The organism is Demequina sp. NBRC 110057 (assembly GCF_002090175.1).
In the GTDB taxonomy this organism is placed as follows: Bacteria; Actinomycetota; Actinomycetes; order Actinomycetales; family Demequinaceae; genus Demequina.
Window position 1 is genome coordinate 1 of the sequence record NZ_BBRN01000005.1, and the last position, 23,687, is coordinate 23,687.

Here is a 23,687-nt window from a genome sequence, read left to right on the forward strand (position 1 = left end):
GAACTCTCGCGGCTTGTCAACTCGCCATTCTCGGCATCGTGACCAGCCCCAAGCGGGCTCCCCACTCCACTCAGCGGGCGCGCTAACGTCCACCTAGAAGAAGTTGGGGGTGCTGTCTCGTGGTGCTCAGTGAGGCCGTATCGGCCTTTCGAGCGCTTCCCTCGTCGGCAGCGAGAAGAACATTACGGCCATGTGAACACCCACGTCAAATCGGCCCTCCAGGGCCGCTCGTAACATCATTACCCCTGGTAAATGACCAGTACGCGGGAGCTAGGCGGCGCGAAACACGGGATCCGGGCCGAAAATAGTCTGAAGTTTTTTCTTGACTCCGCCCCGGATGCCCTCCCGGCCGTTTCCGCGCTCGTCGTGGAGACCAGTTCACGAACCATGGCCGCGTCACTCCGCGGCGGGCGGTCCCTGCTCGAGGAGGCGAACGAACGCCGCCTCATCGAGGACGGGCACGCCCAGCTCCTCCGCCTTGGCGGCCTTCGAGCCTGCGTTGGCTCCGACCACGACGTAGTCAGTGTTCTTGGAGACCGAGCCGGCGGCCTTACCCCCGCGCGAGATGATTGCCTCCTTCACGGAGTCCCGCGTGAAGCCGTCAAGCGATCCCGTGGCGACGATCGTCAGCCCCTCGAGCGTGCGCTCCAGCGACAGGTCCCGCTCCTCCGCCATCCTCACGCCGGCCGCGGCCCAAGCGTCGACGATGTCCCGGTGCCACGGCACCTCAAACCATTCGCGGATGGACTCAGCGATGATGGGGCCCACGCCCTCGATGGCCGCGAGCGTCTCGGCATCGGCCTCGCGAATGCGCTCCATGGACCCCAATTCCGCGGCGACAGCACGGCTCGCGACGGGCCCCACGTGCCTCATGTTGAGCGAGACGAGCACGCGCCACAGGTCCTTCGTCTTCGCCTTCTCTAGCTCGTCGAGCAGGGTGAAGGCGTTGGCGGACGGGTGGATGACCTCGTGGTCCTTTCGGATGCCCGCACTGCGACGCTCGGCCGGGGTCATGTCCTCCGCACCAGGCGGGTAGGTCTTCTCCACCCGCTGGAACGGTGCGCGCATCTTCGCGTTGCCCTCATCGTCGAGCTTGGGAAGGCCGGTCTCCGAGTCACGCACGACGACCTTGATCGGGACCAGATCCTCGAGCGTCAGGTCGAAGAGGCCCGCCTCGTTGGTGAGCGGCGGCCGTTCGGGCTCGGCGGGCCGCGTGAGCGCAGCGGCCGTCACCTCGCCGAGGACCTCGATGTCGAGCGCTCCCCGCGAACCGATGTGCTCCACGCGGCCCTGGAGCTGCGCCGGGCACGTCTGCGCGTTGGGGCAACGGAGGTCCTTGTCCCCCTCCTTCTGTTCCGCGAGCGGGGTCCCACACGAGGGGCAGTCGGTCGGCATGACCCACTCCTGCTCCTGCCCGGTGCGAGCAGCCACGACGGGCCCGACGATCTCGGGAATGACGTCGCCCGCCTTGCGCAGCACCACGGTGTCGCCGACCAACACGCCCTTGGCGCGCACCACGTCCTGGTTGTGAAGAGTCGCCTGGCGCACGGTACTGCCGGCAACGGTGACGGGCTCCATGACGCCGTACGGCGTGGCGCGCCCCGTGCGCCCCACCCCGACCTCGATCGCGATGAGGCGCGTGTGGACCTCCTCGGGCGGGAACTTGTACGCGATCGCCCAGCGCGGGGCGCGCGAGGTGAAGCCGAGCTCCCCCTGGACTCCGCGGTCGTCGACCTTCAGGACTGCCCCGTCGATCTCGTGCACGAGCGCGTGGCGGTTGTCCTCGAGCCACGCGAGGCACTCCTCGATGGCACCGATGCCCGTGACCGTCCGTACGTGAGCACTGACCGGGAGCCCCCAGCCGGCGAGGACCTCGTAGATCCCGTGCTGGGTGTCGGCGCGGGGATCCGGTCCCGCTTCGCCCCACTCGAGAGCGCCGAGCGCATAGGTGGTCACGTCGAGCGGCCGCGACGCGGTCACCGCCGGGTCCTTCTGGCGCAGCGAGCCCGCCGCCGTGTTGCGGGGGTTCGCGTACGGGTCCTTGCCTGCCTCGAGCAGGCGAGCGTTGAGCTCCTCGAAAGCAGCCACGGGGAGGAACACCTCGCCCCTGACCTCGACGATGCGCGGCACGTGGTCGCCACTGAGGGTCCGCGGGATCGACGCGATGGTCAACACGTTGGCGGTGACGTCCTCGCCCGTGGTGCCGTCGCCGCGCGTCACCCCACGTACCAGCTCGCCATCCTCGTAGGTGAGCGAGATCGACAGCCCATCAATCTTGGGCTCGCACACGATGGTCTGCTCGCCCGCCTCCTTGCCCACGCGCGCAAGCCACGCCTCCACGTCCTCGAGCGCGAACGCGTTGTCGAGGCTCATCATGCGCTCACGATGCTGCACCGAAGCGAACCCCGTCTCACCCCGCGCGGAACCGACCGTCTGCGTGGGCGAGTCCGGCTCGGCGAGCTCGGGGTGCTCGGCCTCAAGCGCGCGCAACTCTCGCTCCAGCGCGTCGTACTCCCCATCGGAGATGGTGGGAGCATCGTCGCCGTAGTACCGGGCGCGGTGCTCCTCCACCTGTTGGACGAGGTCCTGGTGACGGGCGCGGGGGTCGTTCTGATCGCTCACGGTCCTATCCCACCACGGGCCGCCCACATTGGTGAGTGCGCCGCCACCGCATCGGCCTTCATCGATGCCAGCGCAGCTTCACGCGCGCGGGCGCACCCGCGCGAGAGAATGGGCGCCGTGACGATCGAGCATCCCGCGCGCCTCGTGGCCGCAGCCCCCGCCGACGCCCCCGCGCATGACGCCGGGCTCGACCTTCCCTACATCGTGTATGGCACGCTGCGGCCCGGCGGGCTGAACTCCCACCTCGTCACCACGCATGGTGGCCGCTGGGGCGCGAGCCTCGCGCTGCCCGGCTATGTGATGCTCGACTCACCCCACGGCTACCCGTACCTGGTGCCGCTCGACCCGGCCCGGGCATCGGCCGTGCCCGTGCGAGCCGACCTTGTCGAGCCGCCGGCGGACGCGACGGCTCAGGCGGCGCTGCGTGCGGCGCTCGACGAGCTCGAGACCTACCGCGGCCCCGGCGGCGACAACGAGTACGAGCGCGTCGCCGTGCGGATCGATGACGCGGGAGTCGAGCGGTGTGCGTGGATCTACGTGGTGTCCGCGGCCGTCCCCACCGAGGGCCTGCCGCTCATCGGGCACGGGGACTGGATGGAATGGAGCCGCGCATGACCCGCCTCCTCATCGACGGCGCGTTCGTCGCGACCGTCGACGCCTCGGACACGGAGCATGCCATCGGGCACGTCCTCGTGGAAGGCACGCGCATCGTGGCAGTCGGCGGTGGCCGGGCGTCCGCCGAGGTCCACGCCACCGCCGACGAGGTGATCGACGGCACGGGGATGCTCGTGACGCCCGGCCTCGTCAACACGCACCACCACCTGTACCAATGGCTCACGCGCGGCTTCGCTCAGGACGCGATCCTGTTCGACTGGCTCGTCGCGCTGTACCCGGCGTGGGCGCGTATCGATGCCGACCTGGTGCGCGACGGCGCGCTGGGCGCAATGGCGGTGCTCGCGCGTTCGGGCTGCACCACCGTCGGCGATCACCACTACGTGTTCCCGCGCGGCGGCGGCGACATCCTGGGCGGCATCATCGACGCGGCCACCACGCTCGGCGTGCGGCTCCACGCAACGCGCGGCTCCATGGACCTGGGCGAGTCGGACGGCGGGCTGCCTCCTGACTTTGCGGTCGAGACGACGGCCGATGCCCTGGCCGCCTCGTCAGACGCTGTCACCAGGTATCACGACCCGTCGTTCGAGTCGATGGTGCGGGTGGCGATCGCGCCGTGTTCGCCGTTCTCCGTCACCTCCGACCTGCTGCGCGAGGCCGCCACGCTGGCGCGCTCGCTCGGGGTGCGCCTGCACACACACGGCGCCGAGACCGTGGAGGAGGAGGCCTTCTGCCGCGAACGGTTTGGGATGTCGCCCACCGACTACCTCGAGTCCCTCGGATGGCTGGGCGACGATGTGTGGATGGCGCACTGCGTGCACCTGGGCGACGCGGACATCGCCCGCTTCGCCGCCTCCGGCACCGGCGTGGCGCACTGCCCGTCGTCGAACGCCCGGCTCGCGGCGGGCATCGCCCCCGTGCGCGACATGCTGCGTGCGGGCGTCCCCGTGGGGCTCGGGGTCGACGGCGCTGCCTCGAACGAGTCGGGTCAGCTCGGCACCGAGATCCGCAACGCGGTTCTGGCCGCACGACTGCGCGATGACGCCGGCGCGCTCACCGGACGCCAGGCGCTGCGCGTGGCCACCATCGGAGGCGCGAGGGCCCTCGGCCGCGAGGCCGAGATCGGCTCCCTCGAGGTCGGCAAACTCGCCGACCTCGCCCTGTGGCGCATCGACGGCGTGGAGCACGCGGGCATCGCCGACCCCATCGCGGCGCTGGGGCTCGGCGCCATGCCTCCCCTCGCGCGCCTCATCGTCAACGGCCGCACCGTGGTCGAGGACGGCCACCTCACGGGAGTCGACGAGCGCGACGTGGCGCGGCGGGTGGCCACCGCATCGGCCGCCCTGGCCGCGCGGCTGTAGCCGCGAGTCAGAAGCGCTTGGACGGGTGCATGCCCATGCGTGCGAGCACCGTGTTCTCGATGATCGCGACCACGTTGTAGAGCACCAGCGACACGGCGGTCACGACCACCACAGACGCCCACATGTCGGTGAACTTCGCCTGGGCGAAGTAGCCGTTGATCACTCCGCCGATGCCGCCACCGGTGGCAAGCCACTCGGCAAGCAGGGCACCGGTGATGGCGCCGGGGACCGAGATGCGCACCGCCGCGAAGAATGCGGGGAGCGAGCCAGGCATGGCCACCTTGCGCAGTTTCGTGAGGGCGCCGCCGCCGTAGACCGTCACGACGTCGAGCATCTGCGGGCTCGCGCCCTTGAGGCCGAACGCGATGTTCACGAGCGCGGGGAACAGCACCACGATGCCGCCCATGACCGCCGTCGTGAGGAACCCGCGGCCGAAGATCATGATGACCACTGGCGCGAAGGCGATGAGCGGCACGGTGCGCAGCAGGAGCGCCACGGGCATCAGTGCCGCCTCGAGTCCCTTGGACAGTTGGAACGCGATCGCGATCAGCAGCGCCAGGGTGAGGCCGGCGACGAAGCCGATGAGAGCATCGGCCATCGTCACGCCAAGGTTGGCGGCGACCTCCGCGCGGTTGGCGGCGGCGTCCGCGTCCGACGTGAAGTACCGCCACACGTCGACCGGGCCCTTCGCGACGTACGGCGACAGGTCGAACAGCAGGATGGCGCCCTGCCAAATGACGAGGACGGCGACCAGCGCTCCCACGAACGTCCCGAGCGAGGACAGCAGGGCGCGACGGGTGGCGCGGCGACTCTCGGCGCGCATGCGGGCGGCGAGGTCCGTATCGACGGCCGATGCCGTGGCGACGCTCATGCCGTCTGCCCCTTCGCCCAGGGTGCGGACAGCCGCGTCAGCACACCCACCAGCAGGTAGGCCGTGAGCGCGACGATTCCCGACACGAGCGACAGCGCCCACAACCGGGGCGCGTTGAGCGACTGCTGGGCGATGATCATGGCCGGCCCCACGCCGACCTCGACCTTGCCCAGGTACTCGCCGAGAATGGCGCCGAGGAAGGCGGCCGGCACGGCCACCTGAAGCGCGGTGAGGGTCGCGGGAAGCGCGGATACCAGACGCACCTTGCGCAGCTGGGTGAAGCGCGAGCCGCCGTAGACGGCGACCACGTCGAGGCTGGCACGGTCGGCGGACTTGAGCCCCAGCAGCGTGCCCACCACCGTGGTGAAGAACACGCACAGCGCTCCGAGCGCGGCGGCCGTCGTCGACGGCTCTCCCTGCGCGGGCACGCCGAGGATGAGCAGCAGCAGCGGGCCGATGGCCACCACAGGGATGCAGTACGAGACCACCGCGAGCTGCATGACCACGCCCTCGAGCCGCGGCACCACCAGCACGAGGGCCGCGAGGATGAGCGCGAAACCGCAGCCCCACAGGTACCCCTGCGCCGCCTCGCGCACCGTGATGGAGAAGTTGTTCCAGTAGAAGGCCCAGCCGGACTCCGAGATGCTCTGCAGCACCTGCGGCGGCGTAGGGATGCCGGCGGCGGAGCCCTTGGAGGCCTGGGCGGAGGCGCCGATGACCCACCACAGGCCCAGCAGCGTGACGGCCCCCGCGAGCGCGGACGCCCAGGAGGGAAGCGGGCGCACCATCAGTCGTCCTCGGCGGCCGCGCCGCCCGCGCCGAACAGGAGGTCGGAGGCGTGGTCCACGTAGGCGTGGAACTCGGGGGTGCGCTGAATCTCGGGGGTGCGCGGGCGCGGCAGGTCGATGTCGATGATCTCCTTGACGCGGCCCGGGCGCGGGCTCATGACCGCCACCTGGTCCGCGAGGAAGATCGCCTCCGTGATGCCGTGCGTCACGAGCAGCGTCGTCGCTGGCTTGGCCGCGAGGATCCGCATGAGCTCAAGGTTGAGCTTCTGACGCGTCATGTCGTCAAGGGCGCCGAAGGGCTCGTCGAGCAGCAGTACCGAGGGCTTCAGCACCAGCGAGCGGGCGATCGACACGCGCTGACGCATGCCTCCCGACAGCTGCGCGGGCTTGGCCTTCTCGAATCCCGTGAGGCCCACGAGCGCGATGAGTTCCGCGATGTAGTCGTCGTCGACGGCGACGCCGGCCACCTCGAACGGGAGGCGAATGTTCTTGTAGACCGAACGCCACGGCAGCAACGCCGAGTCCTGGAACGCGATGCCCAGCTCGTTGTAGGCGCGCAGGTCCTCGGGGCTGCGCCCGTCGACGCGGATGGTGCCGCTCGTGGGCTCCTCGAGCCCCGCGAGGATGCGCAGTATGGTCGACTTGCCGCACCCCGAGGGGCCCAGTAGCGCCAGCAGCGATCCCTGTTCGGTCTGGATGTGCGCGTCCTGCAGGGCGGCAACCGACCCGTTGCGGGTGGTGAACACCTTGGTGAGGCCATCGATGTGCAGGCCGGTGCCCAGGGTCTCGCCCTGGGCACCGGCCGCGGTGGTGCTTGTCATCGTGTGAAGAGGTCCCTGGCTTAGCCCGCGTACGCGACCAGGTCGGGGTTCTCGGCGTACACCTCGTCCAGCAGGCTCATGTCGAACAGCTGGTCCTCGGTGATCTCGATGCCGGCTCCCGCGAGCGACGCGACGGTCTCCGTCTGCAGCTCGTCCGAGATGGTGAACAGGCCGTTCTCGGCGGTCTCGTCGGACACGACGAGCTCCTCCGCCTGCACCGTGGCGCCCTGCGCGGACACCTCGGGGTCGAGGCCAAGGTCGGCGCCGTACTCCTCCACCGCAAGGCGCGAGCCCTCGGCGGGGTCGTTGACCGCGTCGGTCCAGCCCTTGATCTCGGCGACAAGGAAGGCCTTCAGCTTCTCGCGGTCGTTGGCGATCGCGTCATCGGTCACCGAGAAGGTCTCGGCGACGAACGGGAGGCCGTTGTCGGCGAACGGCAGGTTGGTGACCTCGTGGCCCTCGGCCTGCAGGATCAGCGACTCGTTGGTGAGGTAGGCGATGAAGCCGTCGACCTCGCCCGAGACGAGCGGCGCGGGGTCGTACTGCACAGGCACGATCTCGACATCGTCCTCGGTCAGGCCGTTGGCGGCGAGCAGCGCGAGGAACAGCGCCGTGTTGGAGTCCTGGACGCCGATCTTCTTCCCCACCATGTCCTCGGGGGTCATGATGTTGCCGCCGTCGGCCAGCGACAGGACGGTGAACGGGTTCTTCTGGTAGGTCGCGCCGATGATCTTCAGCGGCGCACCCTCGTTGCCGATGCCCGAGCCGATCGACACGGCGTCGGACAGCGCGACGTCGGCCTGGCCCGAGACCAGCTCGGCGACACCGGTCGACGGGCCGGGGGTGAGGCTCACGGTCTCGAAGCCCGCGTCCGTGTAGTAGCCCTTCGAGTCGGCGAAGAATTCTCCGGAGAACTCCTCGTTCTTGATCCACGACAGCTGGACGGCGATGTCGCCGTACGAGGCGGCGGCCGCCTCGGCGGACGTGTCAGGCGCGGCGGAGTCGGACGATGCCGGCTCCTCCTCCGCAGACCCCGAGGAACAGGCGGCAAGCGTCAGTGCAGCGACGGCGGCCGTGGCGGCGAGCAGCGCGCGCTTGGCGGTGGACCCGGGGGTCAGGACGGTCGGGGACATGCGGTTTCTCCTTCGTGCCAGGGGACGCCCGCGGGGAGGGATCCCCGCGGGCGGTGGCTCCCTCGCCATCGTGTGGGCGGCGCTCCCCCCTCAGGAGCGCCGCTGGGCGATGACGCTATTCACGGGGCGTTTCATCCGAAGTGCCTCCCGTGTTTCCGGTCCGTAAATTTCACGGCATTTGGTCCGGGGCTGTGAGAACGCCGTGGCAGATTGGCACGACGGGTGGCCGATGCCGCGGTCGCCTGCCAGGCTTCGACGAGTCAGGAGGGAGTCGCCATGGACCTCGCGGCCGTGCAGACGATGCGGGTGGCGCGCACGCGCGCCGACCTCGCCCTCGCCCCCGGCGAGCAGTTCATGGCGGGCGCCACCTGGCTGTACTCCGAGGCGCAGCCGGGCCTGACGGGACTGGTGGACCTCTCCGGGCTCGGCTGGGACCGTGTGACGCCCGAGGCCGACGGCTCACTCACCGTGGGTGCGATGGTCACCGTCGCGGACCTGGCGCGGTGGGGCGACGGTTCCGGCCTCGCGGCCGCTCCCCTGTTTCGCCAGTGCGCCGAGTCGCTGCTGGCGTCGTTCAAGGTCCAGTCGGCGGCGACGGTGGGCGGCAACGTGGCCCGCTCGTACGCCGCGGGGGCGATGATCGCGCTGGGGGCGACCCTGGACGCCTCCGCCTCGGTGTGGCTTGCGGACGGCGACTGCGCCGACGTGCCCGTGAGCGCGATCCCCGCCGGCAACGGCGTCTCCACCCTTGCCCCCGGCGACGCGATCCGCTCGCTGTCCTTCCCCGCGCATGCGCTCGCCGCGCTGACGGCGCACCGCCGCATCGCGCTGGCCGAGCACGGCCGCTCCGGGGCGCTGCTCGCGGGGCGCCGGGATCAGGACGGGTCCTGCGTGCTCGTCATCACCGCCGCGACCCTCACCCCGGTGGTGCTGCGCTGGCCCACGGTCCCGACGCCCGATGCGGTGGTCGCCGCGGCGCTCGCCGCGCCCGGCTACTACTCGGATGCGCTGGGAAGCGCCGACTGGCGGCGGTCGGTCGCGGCGACGCTCCTTGCCGAGGTGGCGGAGGAGCTCGCATGACGTATTCCGTGAACGGCACTCCCGTGACGGGCGAGCCCGCCCCCGGCCAGTGCCTGCGCACCTTCCTGCGCGCCGCGGGCCACGTCGAGGTGAAGAAGGGCTGCGACTCCGGCGACTGCGGCGCGTGCTCGGTCCTGATCGACGGTCGCGCGGTGCACTCGTGCATTACCCCCGCCCAGCGGGCCAATGGCCGCGAGGTCACCACCGCGGCGGGGCTCGGCGACGACGGCGCGCTCGCCCCCGTCCAGGAGGCCCTCGCCGATCACCTGGGATTCCAGTGCGGCTTCTGCACCCCCGGCATGGCCGTCACCGCATCGACCCTCAACCCGGAGCTCGCCGACGATCCCGACGCGCTAGCGCGGGCGATGCGCGGCAACCTGTGCCGCTGCACGGGCTACCGGCCCATCCGCGAGGCCATCACGCACTCGCTGTGCGGCTCCGCCGAGGGCTGCGGCGGCTGCTCCCGCACCCTGTCGCGGACGGCCGATGCCGGCGCGGGCCCCGCGTCCGAGGGCGTGGGCGCCGCGGTCGCGCACCCCGCGGCGGACAGGATCGTGGCGGGGCGCGAGCCGTTCACGTTCGACGAGGCTCCCGCCGACACTGCGTACGTTGCGGTGCTGGGCTCGCCGCACGCGCACGCCAGGGTGCTCGCGATCGACGCCACCACGGCGCTTGCCATGGACGGCGTCCTCGCCGTCCTCACCCACGAGGACGCCCCCGACGTGTGGTTCTCGACAGCGCGCCACGAGCACCGCGAGGACGACCCGGACGACACGCGCGTCATCGACTCCGTCATGCGCTTCGTGGGCCAGCGGGTCGCGGCGGTCGTGGCCGAGACCCAGCGCGTCGCCGACCTCGCCACCCAGAGCCTTGTCGTCGAGTACGAGGTGCTTCCTCACGTGCTCGACCCCGAGGAGGCCCGCTCCCCCGGCGCTCCGGTGCTTCACCCGCATCGCACCCCCGCCGACCGTGTCGCCGACGCGAATCGGAACGTCGTCGCCGCCGCCCACGACGCGACGGGCGACGTGGAGGCGGCGCTTGCCGCCTCGGCCGCCACCGCATCGGGCACCTGGACCACGTCCCGGGTGACGCACGCCCAGCTCGAGACGCACGGCGCTATCGCGTGGGTGGCCGACGACGGCAGGCTCACGGTGCGCACCAGTTCGCAGGTGCCTTTCCTCGTGCGCGACGAGCTGGCGCACGTGCTGGGCCGCGAGCGCGACAGCGTGCGGGTGTTCGCGGCGCGCGTGGGAGGCGGGTTCGGAGGCAAGCAGGAGATGTTCTGCGAGGACCTCGTCGCGCTTGCCACGCTGCGCGTGGGACGCCCCGTCGCGTACGAGATGACGCGCGAGGAGGAGTTCGTCCGCACGTCGGTGCGCCACCCCTTCAGGGTCAGCGTGCGCGCGGGCGCCGACGCCTCGGGTCGCCTCACCGCCCTCCACGTGGACGTCCTCAGCGACACTGGCGCGTACGGCAACCACGCCATCGGCGTCATGTTCCACGGCTGCTCGGAGTCGATCGCGGTCTACCGGGCGCCGGTCAAGCGGCTCGACGCCGAGGTGGTCTACACGAACAACGTTCCCTCGGGCGCGTTCCGCGGGTACGGCCTGGGGCAGGTCATCTTTGCGATCGAGTCCGCGCTGGACGAGCTCGCCCTGCAGCTGGGAATCGACCCCTTCGAGATTCGCCGGCTCAACGCCGTACGCCCGGGCGACGACTTCATCGTCGCCGGGGCTCCCGAGGAGGACCTGGTGTTCGGCTCGTACGGGCTCGACGAGTGCCTCGACCTCGCGCGCGCCTCGCTCGCGGGGCCCGACGACGTCGCGGCGCCCGACGGCTGGGACGTGGGCGAGGGCGTGGCGGCGTCGATGATCGCGACGGTTCCCCCGCGCGGGCATCTCGCCTCCGCCTCGATCGCCGTCGACTCCGACGGCGTGTTCCACGCTCGCTCGGGGACCGCCGAGTTCGGCAACGGGACCACCACTGTGCACGGGCAGATCGTCGCCTCCGCCTTCGGCGTGCCGCGCTCGCGGGTCACGCTCACCCACGCCGACACCGACGCCGTGCGCTACGACACCGGGGCGTTCGGCTCGACGGGCATCGTCGTCGCGGGTAAGGCGCTCCACGCCGCGTGCGAGGCGCTCGCCTCGGCACTGGTCAACGCCGGGGCGCGGGTACTGGGACTGAGCGCCGACGAGTGCGCCGTGGGGTCCGACGGGGTGTCGGCAGGGGGCCGCACCGTGGGCTGGGAGGAGCTCGTGGCCGCGGTCGAGCCCGCACACCGGCGCGACGGCCTGGCCTACGCGGAGTCGCACCTCGACCAGCGCGAGCGCTCCGTGGCGTTCAATGTCCAGGCGTTCAGGGTCGCCGTGCGGCGCGACACAGGCGAGGTGCGCATCCTGCGCTCGGTCCACGCCGCCGATGCAGGGGTGGTCCTCAACCCGGCCCAGTGCCTGGGCCAGATCGAGGGAGGGGTGGCCCAGGGCATCGGCTCCGCGCTGTACGAGGAGGTGATGATCGGCGCCGACGGCGCCGTGGCCAACCCCGCCTTCCGCCAGTACCGGGTCCCGCAGATGGCGGACGTGCCCGTCACTCACGTGCAGTTCGCGTCGACCTCGGACGCGCTGGGCCCACACGGTGCCAAGTCGATGTCCGAGTCGCCCTACAACCCCGTGGCGCCCGCGCTCGCCAACGCGATCCGGCGCGCGGTGGGGGTGCGCCCTTACGGCCTGCCGATGTCCCGCGACCGCGTCTGGCGGATGCTGCGGGACTGACCGCGGACGGCGGGCTCGCACCCAGCGCCCGATAACTATACAATCATGTTTGTATAGTTAAGGCTGGGAGGCATTCGCGTGAGTCACATGTCGGCACGGCGGCGGTGGGCGCTGCTCGTCACCGTAGGAGCGGGCCTACTCCTCATCACCCTCGACAATTCAGTCCTCTACACGGCGCTGCCCAGCCTGACCGAGGACCTGGGCGCGAGCAGCTCCCAGGCGCTGTGGATCATCAACGCGTACCCAGTCGTGATGGCGGGCCTGCTGCTCGGAGCCGGCACCCTTGGCGACAGGGTGGGTCACCGGCGCATGTTCGTCATCGGCCTCGTCATCTTCGGCGCCGCGTCTCTCTTCGCGGCGTTCTCCACGACCCCTGGCATGCTCATCGCGGCCCGCGCCGTCCTGGCCTGCGGAGCCGCGGCGATGATGCCCGCCACCCTCGCGCTCATCCGCCTCACGTTCCACGACGCCCGCGAGCGCAACCTCGCCATCGCCATCTGGGGAAGCCTGTCCGTGGTGGGCGCCGCGCTGGGGCCCATCGTGGGAGGCACCCTGCTCGCCCACTTCTGGTGGGGCTCCGTGTTCCTCATCAACGTGCCGGTCATCCTGGTGACCCTCGTGGCGGTCGGCGTGGTCGCGCCGCGCAACGACCCGGACCCCACGAAGTCGTGGGACCTCGTGTCCTCCCTGCAGGCGCTCGTGGGCCTCGTCGGCGCGGTGCTCGTCATCAAGGAGCTCGCGCACGTCCCCCAGCACTGGCCGACCATCGTCGTGGCCGCCCTCGCTTCGGCCGCGGGCTGCACCGCCTTCGTCAGGCGCCAGCGCCGCCTTGCCCAGCCACTCCTGTCCTTCGCTATCTTCCGCAATCGCGCCTTCTCGGGCGGCGTGCTGGCCGCCGTGTTCTCGATGTTCGCGATCGCCGGCGCGCAGCTGGTGACGACGCAGCGCCTCCAACTTGTCGAGGGCTTCTCTCCGCTCAAGGCCGGCCTGGTGGTCGCCGTGATCGCGCTGGGTTCGCTTCCGTCGACCATCCTTGGCGGCGCCTTCCTCCACGTGATCGGCCTGCGCACCCTCATCGCCGGGGGACTGGGGCTCGCGGCCGCGGGAGTGGCCGTCGCTACGGCTGGCGTCGCCTGGGGCGGCGGCCTGGCCGTGCTCGTGGCCGGCTTCGCCCTGGTCGGGATCGGCCTGGGAGCCGCGTTCTCCGTCGCCTCCGCGGCGATCATGGGCAACGCTCCCCCGCGCGAGGCGGGGATGGCGGCCTCCGTCGAGGAGGTGTCGTACGAGTTCGGCTCGCTGTCGGCGGTGGCCCTCCTCGGGAGCCTCGTCACCTTCCTCTACTCGGTCACCGTCGCACTGCCGGCCGATGCGCCGGAGGCCGCGCGCGACAGCCTCGCCGGCGCCATCGGCGTCGCCGACGGCCAGCCTGCGCTCCTGGAGGCCGCCTTCGCCGCCTACGACGGCGCGTACGTGGCGACGATGGTGACGCTCGCCGTCGCGCTCGGCGCGGGAGCGCTCCTCACCGCTCGCGTGTTGCGCGACTATGGTCCACGGACGGAGGCCATGACGTATGCCGACAATCACTAGCCCGCACCCCTGGAGCGACAGATGAGGCCCAGCAACAAGACCACGATCCTCGAGGCCGCCGCCACCGTGGTCGAGGAACACGGCGTCACCTCCGTCACCTTCGAGTCCGTCGCGTCCGCGGCGGGGATCACGCGGGGCGGCATCACGTATCACTTCCCGTCGCGCGACGCGCTCGTGCGTGCGCTCCACGAGCACATGGCACACCGGTGGGAGCAACAACTCGAACTTGTCTGCGGCAAGCCCGCGCACGAGGCCTCCGAGTCCGAGCGCCTGGCGGCGTACGTCCGTGCATGCGCCACCGCGGCCTCGCGCGGTGAGCTCCAGATGCTGCTCGACAGCCCTCACACCGAGTACGAGGAGGTGTGGACGGCCACCATGGAGCGGTGGGTGCCGGCCTCCGCCGAGGCGACCGGCACCGGCCCCGTCACGCTCACGATGATCGCGCTGCTCGCAGGAGACGGACTGTGGGTCAACGAGGCGATCACCAGGAGCGAGCTCTCCCACGAGCGTCGACTCGAGGTGGCCGATGCGATCATCCGCCTGGTCGAGGGATCTACCCCGTCGGCGTGACGCCGCCGCTTGTCAGGCGCGGGCGTGGATGGTCGCGGAGGCGCGCTCGCTGAGGTGACCGCCCTCGCGCCCGTGCGCGTCCGCCACCATCTGCGCCACGATCGAGACAGCCGTCTGCGCGGGGGACGCGCCCCCGAGGTCGAGCCCGATGGGGCTGCGCAGCCGGGCCAACGCCGACTCCGGAACGCCCGCCTCTCGCAGCAGCTCGCGGCGCCTGGCGTCCGTGCGGCGCGACCCCATCGCGCCCACGAATCCGGCCCCGCTCCCGAGCGCCGCCACGAGCGCGGGGATGTCGAAGCGCTCCTCATGAGTGAGGACGCAGATCGCGTCGCGAGGGCCGATGCCGGCGGCCGCCACGTACTCCCCCGGCCAGGCACGAATCACCTCGTGGGCGTCCGGGTGCCGGCGCGCGGTGGCGAAGGCCGGACGCGCGTCAACCACCGTGATGCGGTACCCGAGCGGCAGCGCGGCCGTCGCGAGCGCCGAGGCGAAGTCGACGGCGCCGACGATGACGAGCCGCGGCGCCGCCTCGCGCGCCAGGCGCAGCGTGCCCGCGGTGGCGGCCGGGGCATCGGCCACCCGCACGTGACCCGAGGCGAGGTCGACGTCGAGCGCCGCCGCCTCGCCGCGCGAGGCGAGGCGCAACTGAGAGCGCACCGCGGCATCGGCCGGGTCAAGGACTGAGGCAACGACGCCGAGGTGGCCACCGCACGATAGGCCGGCGGCGAGCGCGTCGTCGTCTGACAGCCCCAGGTCGGTGGAGGCGACGCCGAGCGTGCCCGCCAGCGCGGCGAGGGCAAGTTCGTAGGCCTCGGACTCCACGCAGCCACCAGAGATGGCGCCGATCACCTCACCGGCATCGTCGACCGCCATGGCGGACCCGACGGTGCGGGGCGCCGAGCCGTGGACCGCCGCGACAGTCACGACGCCCACGCGCCGCCCCAGGCTGAGCGAGCGCTCGATCTCGTGGGCGATGTCCAACATGAAGCGACTCTACGACTCGACTGTTTCCGCGGCGTTGCCGTGGCCGACCCACGCTCGACACGCGCCCGCAACACGGTGTCCCTAGTGTCGAGCCATGACGGACATCGACCTGGTAGTGCGGGCGCGGCGCACGCTGATCGGCGACGAATGGCAGCCGGCGGCCGTCGCCGTGCGGGCCGGCGTGATCGTCACCGTGGCCGGGATCGACGCCGAGCTCGACGCCGCCGAGGACGTGACGCTCGCCGACGACGAGGTGCTCCTGCCCGGGGTGGTCGACACCCACGTGCACGTCAACGAGCCCGGCCGCACCGAGTGGGAGGGCTTCACCTCGGCGACGCTCGCCGCCGCCGCCGGCGGCACCACCACGCTGCTGGACATGCCGCTGAACTCCATTCCACCCACCACCACCGTGGAGGCGCTGCTCCTCAAGCGCACCGCCGCCGCGCCGCAGGTGAGCATGGACGTGGGCTTCTGGGGTGGCGCGATCCCCTCCTCGCTGGGCCATCTACGCGAACTTCACGACGCGGGAGTATTCGGCTTCAAGTGCTTCCTGTCACCCTCGGGCGTGGACGAGTTCCCGCACCTGACGCGCGACCAGCTGCGCGAGGCGGCGACCGAGATCGCGGCCTTCGACGGACTGCTGATCGTCCACGCCGAGGACCCCGACGCGCTGCTTCCCCACGCGGGCGGCTCCGACTACGACGACTTCGTGGCGTCGCGGCCCGACGCCGCCGAGACGGACGCGATCGACGCGGTCATCGCGGCGGCGCGGGACACGGGCTGCCGGGTCCACATCCTTCACCTGTCCTCCGCCGCAGCGCTTCCCGCGATTCGCGCCGCCAAGGCCGACGGCGTGCGCCTCACGGTCGAGACCTGCCCGCACTACCTGACGTTCGACGCCGCGACGATCCCCGACGGCGCGACCCAGTACAAGTGCTGCCCTCCCGTGCGCGACGCCGCCAACAGGGAGGCGCTGTGGGAGGCGCTCATCGACGGCACGATCGACCTCGTGGCCTCCGACCACTCCCCCGCGACCGCCGAGCTCAAGGTGGGGGCCGACGGCGACTGGGCGCGCGCGTGGGGCGGGATCTCCGGGGTGCAGGTCATGCTCGCCGCCGTCGCCTCGGGCGCCGCCGCGCGCGACGTGCCGCTGGCCGATGCCGCGGCGTGGGTGACGCGTCGCCCTGCCGCCTTCGCGGGGCTGACGGACAAGGGGTCGATCGAGGTGGGCAACCGCGGCGACCTCGTGGCCTTCGCGCCCGCCGAGCGCTGGACCGTCCACGCCGCCGACCTCGCGCATCGCAATCCCGTCAGCGCCTTCGACGGCCACGAGCTCACCGGGCGCACCCGCCGCACCTGGCTCGCCGGCACACAGATCTTCCCGGCGCGTGCCGACGCACGCCGGACGGGCCGGCTGATCGAGCGGCACTAAGCCGCCGCATCGGCCACATGGACGCGGGGCGACCCGCACGGACACGCAAGGAGGGCCGCATGGCCATCACCCTGGGACCGCACCAGTACGGCAAGGCGGAGAACCGGATCGTGCGCATCGTGCGCGACACCGCCCGCCACGAGATCACGGACGTCAACGTCTCCACCTGCCTGCGCGGCGGGTTCGACGACGCCCACCTCACCGGCGACCAGGCAACCGTGCTACCCACCGACACCCAGAAGCAGACCGCCTACGCGTACGCGAAGACCGTGGGGCTGAACCCCATCGAGGACTACGCGCTCGCGCTCGCGCGCCACTTCGTGGACGATGTGAAGCCCGTGACCGGCGCGCGCATCGAGGTCGAGGAATTCGCCTGGGAGCGCGTCATTGTCGACGGGGCCGGCCATGACCACACGTGGGCGCGCACCGGCCGGGAGGTGCGGACCGCGGCGATCACCGTGGACGGCAGCGGGGACGCGCGCGTCGAACATGTCATTCAGGGCCTCAAGGACCTCACGCTGCTGAAGTCCACCGGGTCCGAATTCCACGGGTTCCTGGAGGACGAGTTCACGGTGCTCGCGCCCACGGACGACCGCGTGATGGCAACGTCGCTCGTCGCGTCCTGGAGGCTGGCGCCCGGCGCGAGCGCCGACTGGAACGGGCTGTACTCGTCCGTTGCCGGAATCCTCGCCGCCGTGTTCGCCACCCACCAGTCGCTGGCGCTGCAGCAGACCCTGTTCGAGATGGGCCGCGCCGTGCTCGAGGCTCACGAGTCAGTCGTGGAGATTCGCCTGTCCGCCCCCAACAAGCACCACTTCGACTACGACCTGGGGCGCTTCGGGATCGAGAACCACGGCGAGGTGTTCCACGCCGACGACCGGCCGTACGGGCTGATTCAGGCCTCGGTGGTGCGGGACGAGTTCCCGCCCGCGCCGCTCGCGTGGGAGAAGTACACCGGACTGGTGTAGCGGCGCTCTCCCGCCGTCCGCCCTGGCGGTAGATACCGTGGCGTCCATGTCGACGCCTCAAATCCCGGGCGACGTCCCCAGAAGCGACGAGGGCCCCGCACCGTGATGGTGCGGGGCCCTCGCGCATGACGGGTGGGGTTAGAAGTCCCAGTCGTCGTCCGTGGTCTCCTCGTGCTTGCCGATCACGTAGGACGAGCCGGAGCCGGAGAAGAAGTCGTGGTTCTCGTCCGCATTGGGCGACAGAGCCGACAGGATTGCCGGGCTGACGTCGCACACGTTGGACGGGAACAGCGCCTCGTAGCCCAGGTTCATCAGGGCCTTGTTGGCGTTGTAGTGCAGGAACTTCTTCACGTCCTCGGCCATGCCAAGACCGTCGTAGAGGTCGTGCGTGTACTGGACCTCGTTCTCGTAGAGGTCGTACAGGAGGTTGAAGGTGTACTCCTTCAGCTCCTCGCGACGCTCCGGGGTCTCCTTCTCGAGGCCCTTCTGGAACTTGTAGCCGATGTAGTAACCGTGCACGGCCTCGTCACGAATGATGAGGCGGATCATGTCGGCGGTGTTCGTCAGCTTGGCGCGGCTGGACCAGTGCATCGGCAGGTAGAAGCCCGAGTAGAACAGGAAGGACTCGAGCAGCGTCGAGGCCACCTTCCGCTTCAGCGGGTCGTCACCGTGGTAGTACTCCAGCACGATCTGTGCCTTGCGCTGAAGGTTCTGGTTCTCCGTGGACCAGCGGAACGCCTCGTCGATCTCCTTGGTCGAGCACAGCGTCGAGAAGATCGACGAGTAACTCTTCGCGTGGACCGACTCCATGAACGCGATGTTCGTGTAGACGGCCTCCTCGTGCGGGGTGAGCGCATCGGGGATGAGCGACACGGCGCCGACGGTGCCCTGGATGGTGTCCAGCAGCGTCAGCCCGGTGAAGACACGCATGGTGAGCGTCTGCTCCTCCGGCGTGAGCGTGGCCCACGACTGAATGTCACCCGAGATCGGCACCTTTTCGGGCAGCCAGAAGTTCGCGGTGAGACGGTTCCACACCTCGACGTCCTTGTCATCCTGGATGCGGTTCCAGTTGATGGCGTCGACGTGGCTGACGAGGGTCAGCTTCTCGGTCATGTGAGTTCCTTTACGTGACGGATGAGATCTGGGCGGGACGCTACAGCATGCAGCTGACGCAGCCGTCGACCTCGGTCCCCTCGAGCGCCAGCTGGCGGATGCGGATGTAGTAGATGGTCTTGATGCCCTTGCGCCACGCGTAGATCTGCGCCTTGTTGATGTCACGCGTGGTGGCGGTGTCCTGGAAGAACAGCGTCAGCGACAGACCCTGGTCCACGTGCTGCGTGGCCGCGGCGTAGGTGTCGATGATCTTCTCGGGGCCGATCTCGTACGCATCCTGGAAGTACTCCAGGTTGTCGTTCGTCATGAAGGGCGCCGGGTAGTAGACGCGGCCCAGCTTGCCCTCCTTGCGGATCTCGATCTTCGAGGCGATCGGGTGGATCGACGAGGTCGAGTTGTTGATGTACGAGATGGAACCCGTGGGCGGCACGGCCTGCAGGTTCTGGTTGAAGATGCCGTGCTCCTGCACCGACGCCTTCAGCTCACGCCAGTCGTCCTGCGTGGGGATCGCGATGCCCGCCTCGGCGAACAGCTCCGCGACGCGACCGGTGGCCGGCACCCACTCCTGCTCGGTGTACTTGTCGAAGAACTCGCCGGACGCGTACTTGGAGTCGGCGAAGCCCTCGAACGACGTGCCCTGCTCCTTCGCGATCTTGTTCGAGGCCGCGATGGCGTGGAACAGCACCGTGTAGAAGTAGATATTGGTGAAGTCGACACCCTCCTCGGATCCGTAGTGGATCCGCTCGCGGCCAAGGTAGCCGTGGAGGTTCATCTGGCCCAGGCCGATGGCGTGGGCGCGGTCGTTGCCGTACTTGATGGAGGGCACCGAGTCGATCGACGACTGGGTGGACACCGCGGTGAGGCCGCGCACGGCGATCTCGACGGTCTTGCCCAGGTCTCCGCCGTCCATCGCGGTGGCGATGTTCATCGAGCCCAGGTTGCAGGAGATGTCCTTGCCGGTCTCCTCATACGTGAGGTCCTCGTTGAACACCGAGGGGGTGTTGACCTGGAGGATCTCCGAGCACAGGTTCGACATGTTGATGCGGCCCTTGACGGGGTTCGCGCGGTTCACCGTGTCCTCGAACACGATGTACGGGTAGCCCGACTCGAACTGCAGCTCCGCGACCGTCTGGAAGAACGAGCGGGCCGAGATCTTGGTCTTGCGGATCCGCGAGTCGTCCACCATCTCGTGGTACTTCTCGGTGATTGAGATGTCGCCGAAGGGCACGCCGTAGACGCGTTCCACGTCGTAGGGGCTGAAGAGGTACATGTCCTCGTTGGTGCGGGCGAGCTCAAACGTGATGTCCGGCACGACGATGCCGAGCGAGAGCGTCTTGATACGGATCTTCTCGTCCGCGTTCTCGCGCTTGGTGTCCATGAACTTCATGATGTCGGGGTGGTGCGCCGAGAGGTACACGGCACCCGCGCCCTGACGCGCGCCCAGCTGGTTCGCGTAGGTGAAGGAGTCCTCGAGGAGCTTCATCACGGGGATGATGCCCGACGACTGGTTCTCGATGTGCTTGATGGGCGCGCCGGCCTCGCGAATGTTCGATAGCGACAGCGCCACACCGCCGCCGCGCTTGGACAGCTGCAGCGCCGAGTTGATGGAGCGACCGATGGACTCCATGTTGTCCTCGATGCGCAGCAGGAAGCACGAGACGAACTCGCCGCGCTGGGCCTTGCCGGCGTTGAGGAAGGTGGGGGTCGCGGGCTGGAAACGGCCGGCGATGATCTCGTCCACGAGGCTGGTGGCGAGCTCCTCGTCACCGGCGGCGAGCGCGAGGGCGACCATGACGACGCGGTCCTCGTAGCGCTCGAGGTAGCGCTGGCCGTCAAACGTCTTCAGCGTGTACGACGTGTAGTACTTGAAGGCGCCGAGGAACGTGGGGAAGCGGAACTTCTTGCCGTAGGCGCGGTCCGTGAGCTGCTGGACGAACGCGAAGTCGTACTGCTCGAGGACCTCGGGCTCGTAGTAGTTCTTCTCCACCAGATAGTCCAAACGCTCCTTGAGCGAGTGGAAGAACACGGTGTTCTGGTTGACGTGCTGCAGGAAGTACTCACGGGCCGCCTCGCGGTCCTTGTCGAACTGGATGTTGCCCTCGGTGTCATAGAGGTTCAGCATCGCGTTCAGCGAGTGGTAGTCCATGCCCGTGCGGGGCTTCTCGATCACTGTTGCTTCCACAGTTCTTCCAATCCGTCGCGGACCGCAGTGACGTCGTCCTGCGTTCCAAAGAGCTCGAACTTGTATAGGTGGGGCACGTGGCACTTGGCGGCGATGATGTCGCCCGCCTTGCAGTAACCAGTGCCGAAGTTGGTGTTCCCGGCGCTGATCACGCCCCGAATGTACGAGCGGTTGTGCTCGTCATTCAGGAACTTGATGACCTGCTTGGGGACGGCTCCCTTACCGTTGCCGCCTCCGTACGTGGGGACGATGAGCACATACGGCTCGTCGACCTTGAGGGGCTCCTCGGTGGGGAGCAGTGGGATCCGCTCGGCCGGCACGCCCAACTTCTCGACGAATCGGCGGGTGTTCTCCGATGTCGAACTGAAGTAGACCAGCGAGGCCATACGGGACTCCGTCAGGAAGCGGCGCGCTCGGCCAGCTTCGCGATGCGGTCGGGCTGAAAGCCCGACCAGTGCTCGTCACCGGCGATGACCACGGGAGCCTGAAGGTAGCCCAGCTTCATCACGGTGTCGTAGGCGTCCTGGTCCTCGGTGACGTCGAAGATCTCGAACTCGAGATCGGCACGCTCGAGCGCCTTCTTGGTCGCCGTGCACTGCACGCAAGCGGGCTTCGAGTAGACCGAGATCGTCATGAGGACTTCCTTTCGGGGACGGATTCGAGGACAACGAACATCACTATATCTGGGGGCGACGCCCGGAAGCCACCACTAGATGGTGTGTTTCTTCCACAATTTTGTGCACAGGCCCTGTGAGCAGCCTGTGCATAGCAGTGGACAGAGTGAGCGACACGCCCGAGTGTCACGCTGACACGCCGAGGCGACACGCCGTAGCCGGCTTCCGATACCCCACCCACGTAAGAAATGTGGGCGAAATCCTGTCCGACTAGCGTGGCGTCGAGAGCAGTCAGCGGGCGCCAGTGTCCCGCCCCTCGGGCCGCGCCCGAGTCCTTGAGGAAGGCCACCTCGTGTCCCCCACCGTCTACCGCGCGCACATTTTCCACATCGCCGGGCAGCCCGACCAGGCCGACGTCACCTCGCACCTGGTGTCGCTGCCGGACGGCGCCCTCGTCGTGGACGAGGCGGGCACCGTCGCGTGGTGCGGCCCCTTCGCCGCGCTTCCCGCGCAGTGGGCCGATGCGCCCGTCACCCGCGCCGACTACCTGATCCCCGGCTTCGTCGACAGCCACGTGCACTTCCCCCAGGCCTACGCGACCGCGGCGCACGGTGGAGGGCAGCTGCTCGAGTGGCTCGACCACTGCATCTTCCCCACCGAGGCCCGCTACGCCGACCCGGCCTTCGCCGATCAGGCCGCCCGCTACTTCACGCGCCGCCGCATCGCGGCCGGCACCACCGCCGCGATGGTGTTCGGCTCGGCCTTCCCCGTCGCCCAGGACGCCCTGTACCGCGCCACGCTGGACGCCGGCCTGCGCATCGTCTCGGGACGAGGCGTGCAAACGGTGGGTCCCGAGACGGCATCGGCCCTCATGACGAGCGAGGCCGCCGCGATCGAGATGGTCGCCGACGAGATCTCGCGCTGGCACGCCATCGACACGGGCGACGCGCGCACCGCCAAGGTGCAGGTGGGAATCGTCCCGCGCTTCTCCCTTTCCGTAACGCCCGCGACGCTGGCCGCGATGGGAGAGCTGTACGACGAGGTCCGCGGGCGCGGCGTGTACTTCCACTCGCACCTGAACGAGAACAACCGCAAGGGCGACGGCGAGATCGCGGCGGTGCTGGGCACCTACGGCGTCAACTCCTACCTCGACACCTACGACGGGCACTTCCTGCCCGGCTCGAAGCAGGGCGGCTCGACGCTGCTGGGCCGGCGCTCCACCCTCGCGCACGCGGTGCACTCCCAGGCGGGCGAACTGGCGCGCATGGCCGAGACGGGTACGTCGATCGCTCACTGCCCCACCTCCCAGCTGTTCCTCGGCTCCGGAACGATGCCGTGGCGTGCCACTGTGGCCGCTGGTGTCAACGTATCTCTGGGGTCTGACATCGGCGCCGGGGACGAGTGGCTCATCTCGCGCGTGGCAGGCGACTGCTACAAGGTGCACATCTCCGAGGACGGCGACGCCGGGACCGCCCTCCACCCCGCCGAGCTCCTGTTCGCCGCCACGCTCGCGGGCGCACGGGCGCTCGACATGGAGCACGCCTTCGGCAACTTCGATGAGGGCAAGGACGCGGACTTCCTCCTCATCGACAAGAAGCTGTGGGAGCCGCTCGACGGCATGCTGTCGATGGGGATCCGCTCCGACGACGAGGACGAGGCCACGCTCGAGGAGCTGTTCACGCTGCTCATGGGCCTGCGCCAGCCCGCCATCGCGGGCGTCTTCGTGCAGGGCACGAGGGCGGTCGCCCCGCCGCTGTAGCGCGGAGGCGACGCGGCGGATGCCCGGCACGCACCCAGAGCGGCATCGTCGCCTTCCCGGGGCCTCCCTGAGCCCGGAGTCTGGATGCGCACGGGGCACCCGCCGCGCCATGAAAGGATTCCCGCCATGGCAGTGGTGAGCGACAGGGTCCGCGAGCGAGCGGTGGAGGACTTCGGCGTCGACTCGGCGGCCATCCTGAGCGCCTTGGAGCGGATCTCGCTGCCCGGGTCGGTCGACCCCGAGCGCGTCCACGCCGCGATCCTCATGGTGTCGCGCGCTCACCGGGGCCTGTTCGCCGATGCCGTGGAGCACGCCGAGTCCGACTGGCGCGACCTCCTCGACCGGGCCGGCCTGGCCGATGCCGGGTGGGCCGAGGAGATCACCGAGCGTTTCGGCCCCGCCTAGCTTCGCGGCCC

Annotated in this window: 20 protein-coding genes; 10 read left to right on the plus strand and 10 right to left on the minus strand. The window is 69.9% G+C overall.

Annotation, left to right across the window (positions count from 1 at the left end; all coding sequences use genetic code 11):
- Window positions 1-396 precede the first annotated feature (396 nt).
- Window positions 397-2,622: an NAD-dependent DNA ligase LigA gene (gene ligA, locus B7K26_RS08415; protein ID WP_234998766.1), complete on the minus strand. Its 2,226-nt coding sequence runs from the start codon at window positions 2,620-2,622 to the stop codon at window positions 397-399.
- A 117-nt stretch (window positions 2,623-2,739) separates the two neighbouring features.
- On the opposite strand from ligA, the gene B7K26_RS08420 reads away from it, so the two are divergent.
- Both B7K26_RS08420 and B7K26_RS08425 read left to right on the plus strand, forming a co-directional pair.
- Entirely contained in the window at window positions 2,740-3,237 is a 498-nt protein-coding gene (locus B7K26_RS08420; RefSeq protein WP_200811051.1) for a gamma-glutamylcyclotransferase, read from the plus strand.
- Window positions 3,234-4,595, plus strand: a complete 1,362-nt coding sequence (locus tag B7K26_RS08425) for an 8-oxoguanine deaminase (protein ID WP_084078667.1) — start codon at window positions 3,234-3,236, stop codon at window positions 4,593-4,595. Before B7K26_RS08420 ends, B7K26_RS08425 begins: the two co-directional genes overlap by 4 nt.
- Before the next feature lie 7 nt (window positions 4,596-4,602).
- Here the strand turns inward: B7K26_RS08425 and B7K26_RS08430 are convergent, their stop codons facing one another.
- The 4 genes from B7K26_RS08430 to B7K26_RS08445 are packed head-to-tail and all read right to left on the minus strand — an operon-like array spanning window position 4,603 to window position 8,208.
- Window positions 4,603-5,466, minus strand: a complete 864-nt coding sequence (locus B7K26_RS08430) for an ABC transporter permease (RefSeq protein WP_200811053.1) — start codon at window positions 5,464-5,466, stop codon at window positions 4,603-4,605.
- The gene (locus tag B7K26_RS08435) at window positions 5,463-6,254 is read right to left on the minus strand and encodes an ABC transporter permease (RefSeq protein ID WP_084078669.1); all 792 of its coding nucleotides are present in this window, start codon (window positions 6,252-6,254) and stop codon (window positions 5,463-5,465) included. Before B7K26_RS08435 ends, B7K26_RS08430 begins: the two co-directional genes overlap by 4 nt.
- Window positions 6,254-7,075, minus strand: coding sequence for an ABC transporter ATP-binding protein (locus B7K26_RS08440; RefSeq protein ID WP_084078670.1), 822 nt, complete (start codon window positions 7,073-7,075; stop codon window positions 6,254-6,256). The genes B7K26_RS08435 and B7K26_RS08440 overlap by 1 nt, the downstream gene beginning before the upstream one ends.
- Window positions 7,076-7,095: 20 nt before the next feature.
- On the minus strand, window positions 7,096-8,208 hold the full coding sequence (locus B7K26_RS08445; protein WP_084078672.1) for an ABC transporter substrate-binding protein: 1,113 nt from the start codon (window positions 8,206-8,208) through the stop codon (window positions 7,096-7,098).
- 276 nt (window positions 8,209-8,484) lie between these two features.
- Between B7K26_RS08445 and B7K26_RS08450 the strand changes: the two genes are divergently transcribed.
- From B7K26_RS08450 to B7K26_RS08465, 4 genes are all read left to right on the plus strand, one after another.
- On the plus strand, window positions 8,485-9,288 hold the full coding sequence (locus B7K26_RS08450) for an FAD binding domain-containing protein (RefSeq protein ID WP_084078674.1): 804 nt from the start codon (window positions 8,485-8,487) through the stop codon (window positions 9,286-9,288).
- Window positions 9,285-12,062 (plus strand): molybdopterin cofactor-binding domain-containing protein, encoded by a 2,778-nt coding sequence (locus B7K26_RS08455; RefSeq protein WP_084078676.1) that lies wholly within the window; start codon window positions 9,285-9,287, stop codon window positions 12,060-12,062. Before B7K26_RS08450 ends, B7K26_RS08455 begins: the two co-directional genes overlap by 4 nt.
- A gap of 87 nt (window positions 12,063-12,149) precedes the next feature.
- Window positions 12,150-13,649 (plus strand): MFS transporter, encoded by a 1,500-nt coding sequence (locus B7K26_RS08460; protein WP_084078678.1) that lies wholly within the window; start codon window positions 12,150-12,152, stop codon window positions 13,647-13,649.
- Between the two features lie 21 nt (window positions 13,650-13,670).
- Window positions 13,671-14,219 (plus strand): TetR/AcrR family transcriptional regulator, encoded by a 549-nt coding sequence (locus B7K26_RS08465; RefSeq protein WP_084078680.1) that lies wholly within the window; start codon window positions 13,671-13,673, stop codon window positions 14,217-14,219.
- Window positions 14,220-14,231: 12 nt separating this feature from the next.
- On the opposite strand, the gene B7K26_RS08470 is transcribed toward B7K26_RS08465, so the two are convergent.
- Complete coding sequence (locus B7K26_RS08470) at window positions 14,232-15,203, minus strand: XdhC family protein (RefSeq protein ID WP_084078682.1); 972 nt, start codon at window positions 15,201-15,203, stop codon at window positions 14,232-14,234.
- A 94-nt stretch (window positions 15,204-15,297) separates the two neighbouring features.
- Here B7K26_RS08470 and allB point away from each other — a divergent pair, with 94 nt between their 5' ends.
- Window positions 15,298-16,635, plus strand: a complete 1,338-nt coding sequence (gene allB, locus B7K26_RS08475; protein WP_084078684.1) for an allantoinase AllB — start codon at window positions 15,298-15,300, stop codon at window positions 16,633-16,635.
- Window positions 16,636-16,694: 59 nt separating this feature from the next.
- Window positions 16,695-17,603 carry a factor-independent urate hydroxylase gene (gene pucL / locus B7K26_RS08480; protein WP_084078686.1) on the plus strand — a complete coding sequence of 303 codons (909 nt, stop codon included), beginning with the start codon at window positions 16,695-16,697 and terminating at the stop codon, window positions 17,601-17,603.
- Window positions 17,604-17,741: 138 nt separating this feature from the next.
- On the opposite strand, the gene nrdF is transcribed toward pucL, so the two are convergent.
- Genes nrdF through nrdH form a run of 4 tightly spaced genes read right to left on the minus strand, consistent with a single transcriptional unit; the run spans window position 17,742 to window position 21,532 of the window.
- On the minus strand, window positions 17,742-18,716 hold the full coding sequence (nrdF, locus tag B7K26_RS08485; RefSeq protein WP_084078688.1) for a class 1b ribonucleoside-diphosphate reductase subunit beta: 975 nt from the start codon (window positions 18,714-18,716) through the stop codon (window positions 17,742-17,744).
- A gap of 40 nt (window positions 18,717-18,756) precedes the next feature.
- On the minus strand, window positions 18,757-20,862 hold the full coding sequence (gene nrdE, locus B7K26_RS08490; protein ID WP_143340664.1) for a class 1b ribonucleoside-diphosphate reductase subunit alpha: 2,106 nt from the start codon (window positions 20,860-20,862) through the stop codon (window positions 18,757-18,759).
- A 20-nt stretch (window positions 20,863-20,882) separates the two neighbouring features.
- The gene (gene nrdI / locus B7K26_RS08495; protein WP_084078692.1) at window positions 20,883-21,284 is read right to left on the minus strand and encodes a class Ib ribonucleoside-diphosphate reductase assembly flavoprotein NrdI; all 402 of its coding nucleotides are present in this window, start codon (window positions 21,282-21,284) and stop codon (window positions 20,883-20,885) included.
- Between the two features lie 11 nt (window positions 21,285-21,295).
- Entirely contained in the window at window positions 21,296-21,532 is a 237-nt protein-coding gene (gene nrdH / locus B7K26_RS08500; RefSeq protein ID WP_084078693.1) for a glutaredoxin-like protein NrdH, read from the minus strand.
- 332 nt (window positions 21,533-21,864) lie between these two features.
- Here nrdH and B7K26_RS08505 point away from each other — a divergent pair, with 332 nt between their 5' ends.
- Both B7K26_RS08505 and B7K26_RS08510 read left to right on the plus strand, forming a co-directional pair.
- A complete protein-coding gene (locus tag B7K26_RS08505; RefSeq protein ID WP_084078695.1) occupies window positions 21,865-23,271 on the plus strand; it encodes an amidohydrolase family protein in 1,407 nt (468 codons plus the stop codon).
- 126 nt (window positions 23,272-23,397) lie between these two features.
- The gene (locus B7K26_RS08510) at window positions 23,398-23,676 is read left to right on the plus strand and encodes a hypothetical protein (protein WP_084078697.1); all 279 of its coding nucleotides are present in this window, start codon (window positions 23,398-23,400) and stop codon (window positions 23,674-23,676) included.
- The last annotated feature ends 11 nt before the right edge of the window (window positions 23,677-23,687 follow it).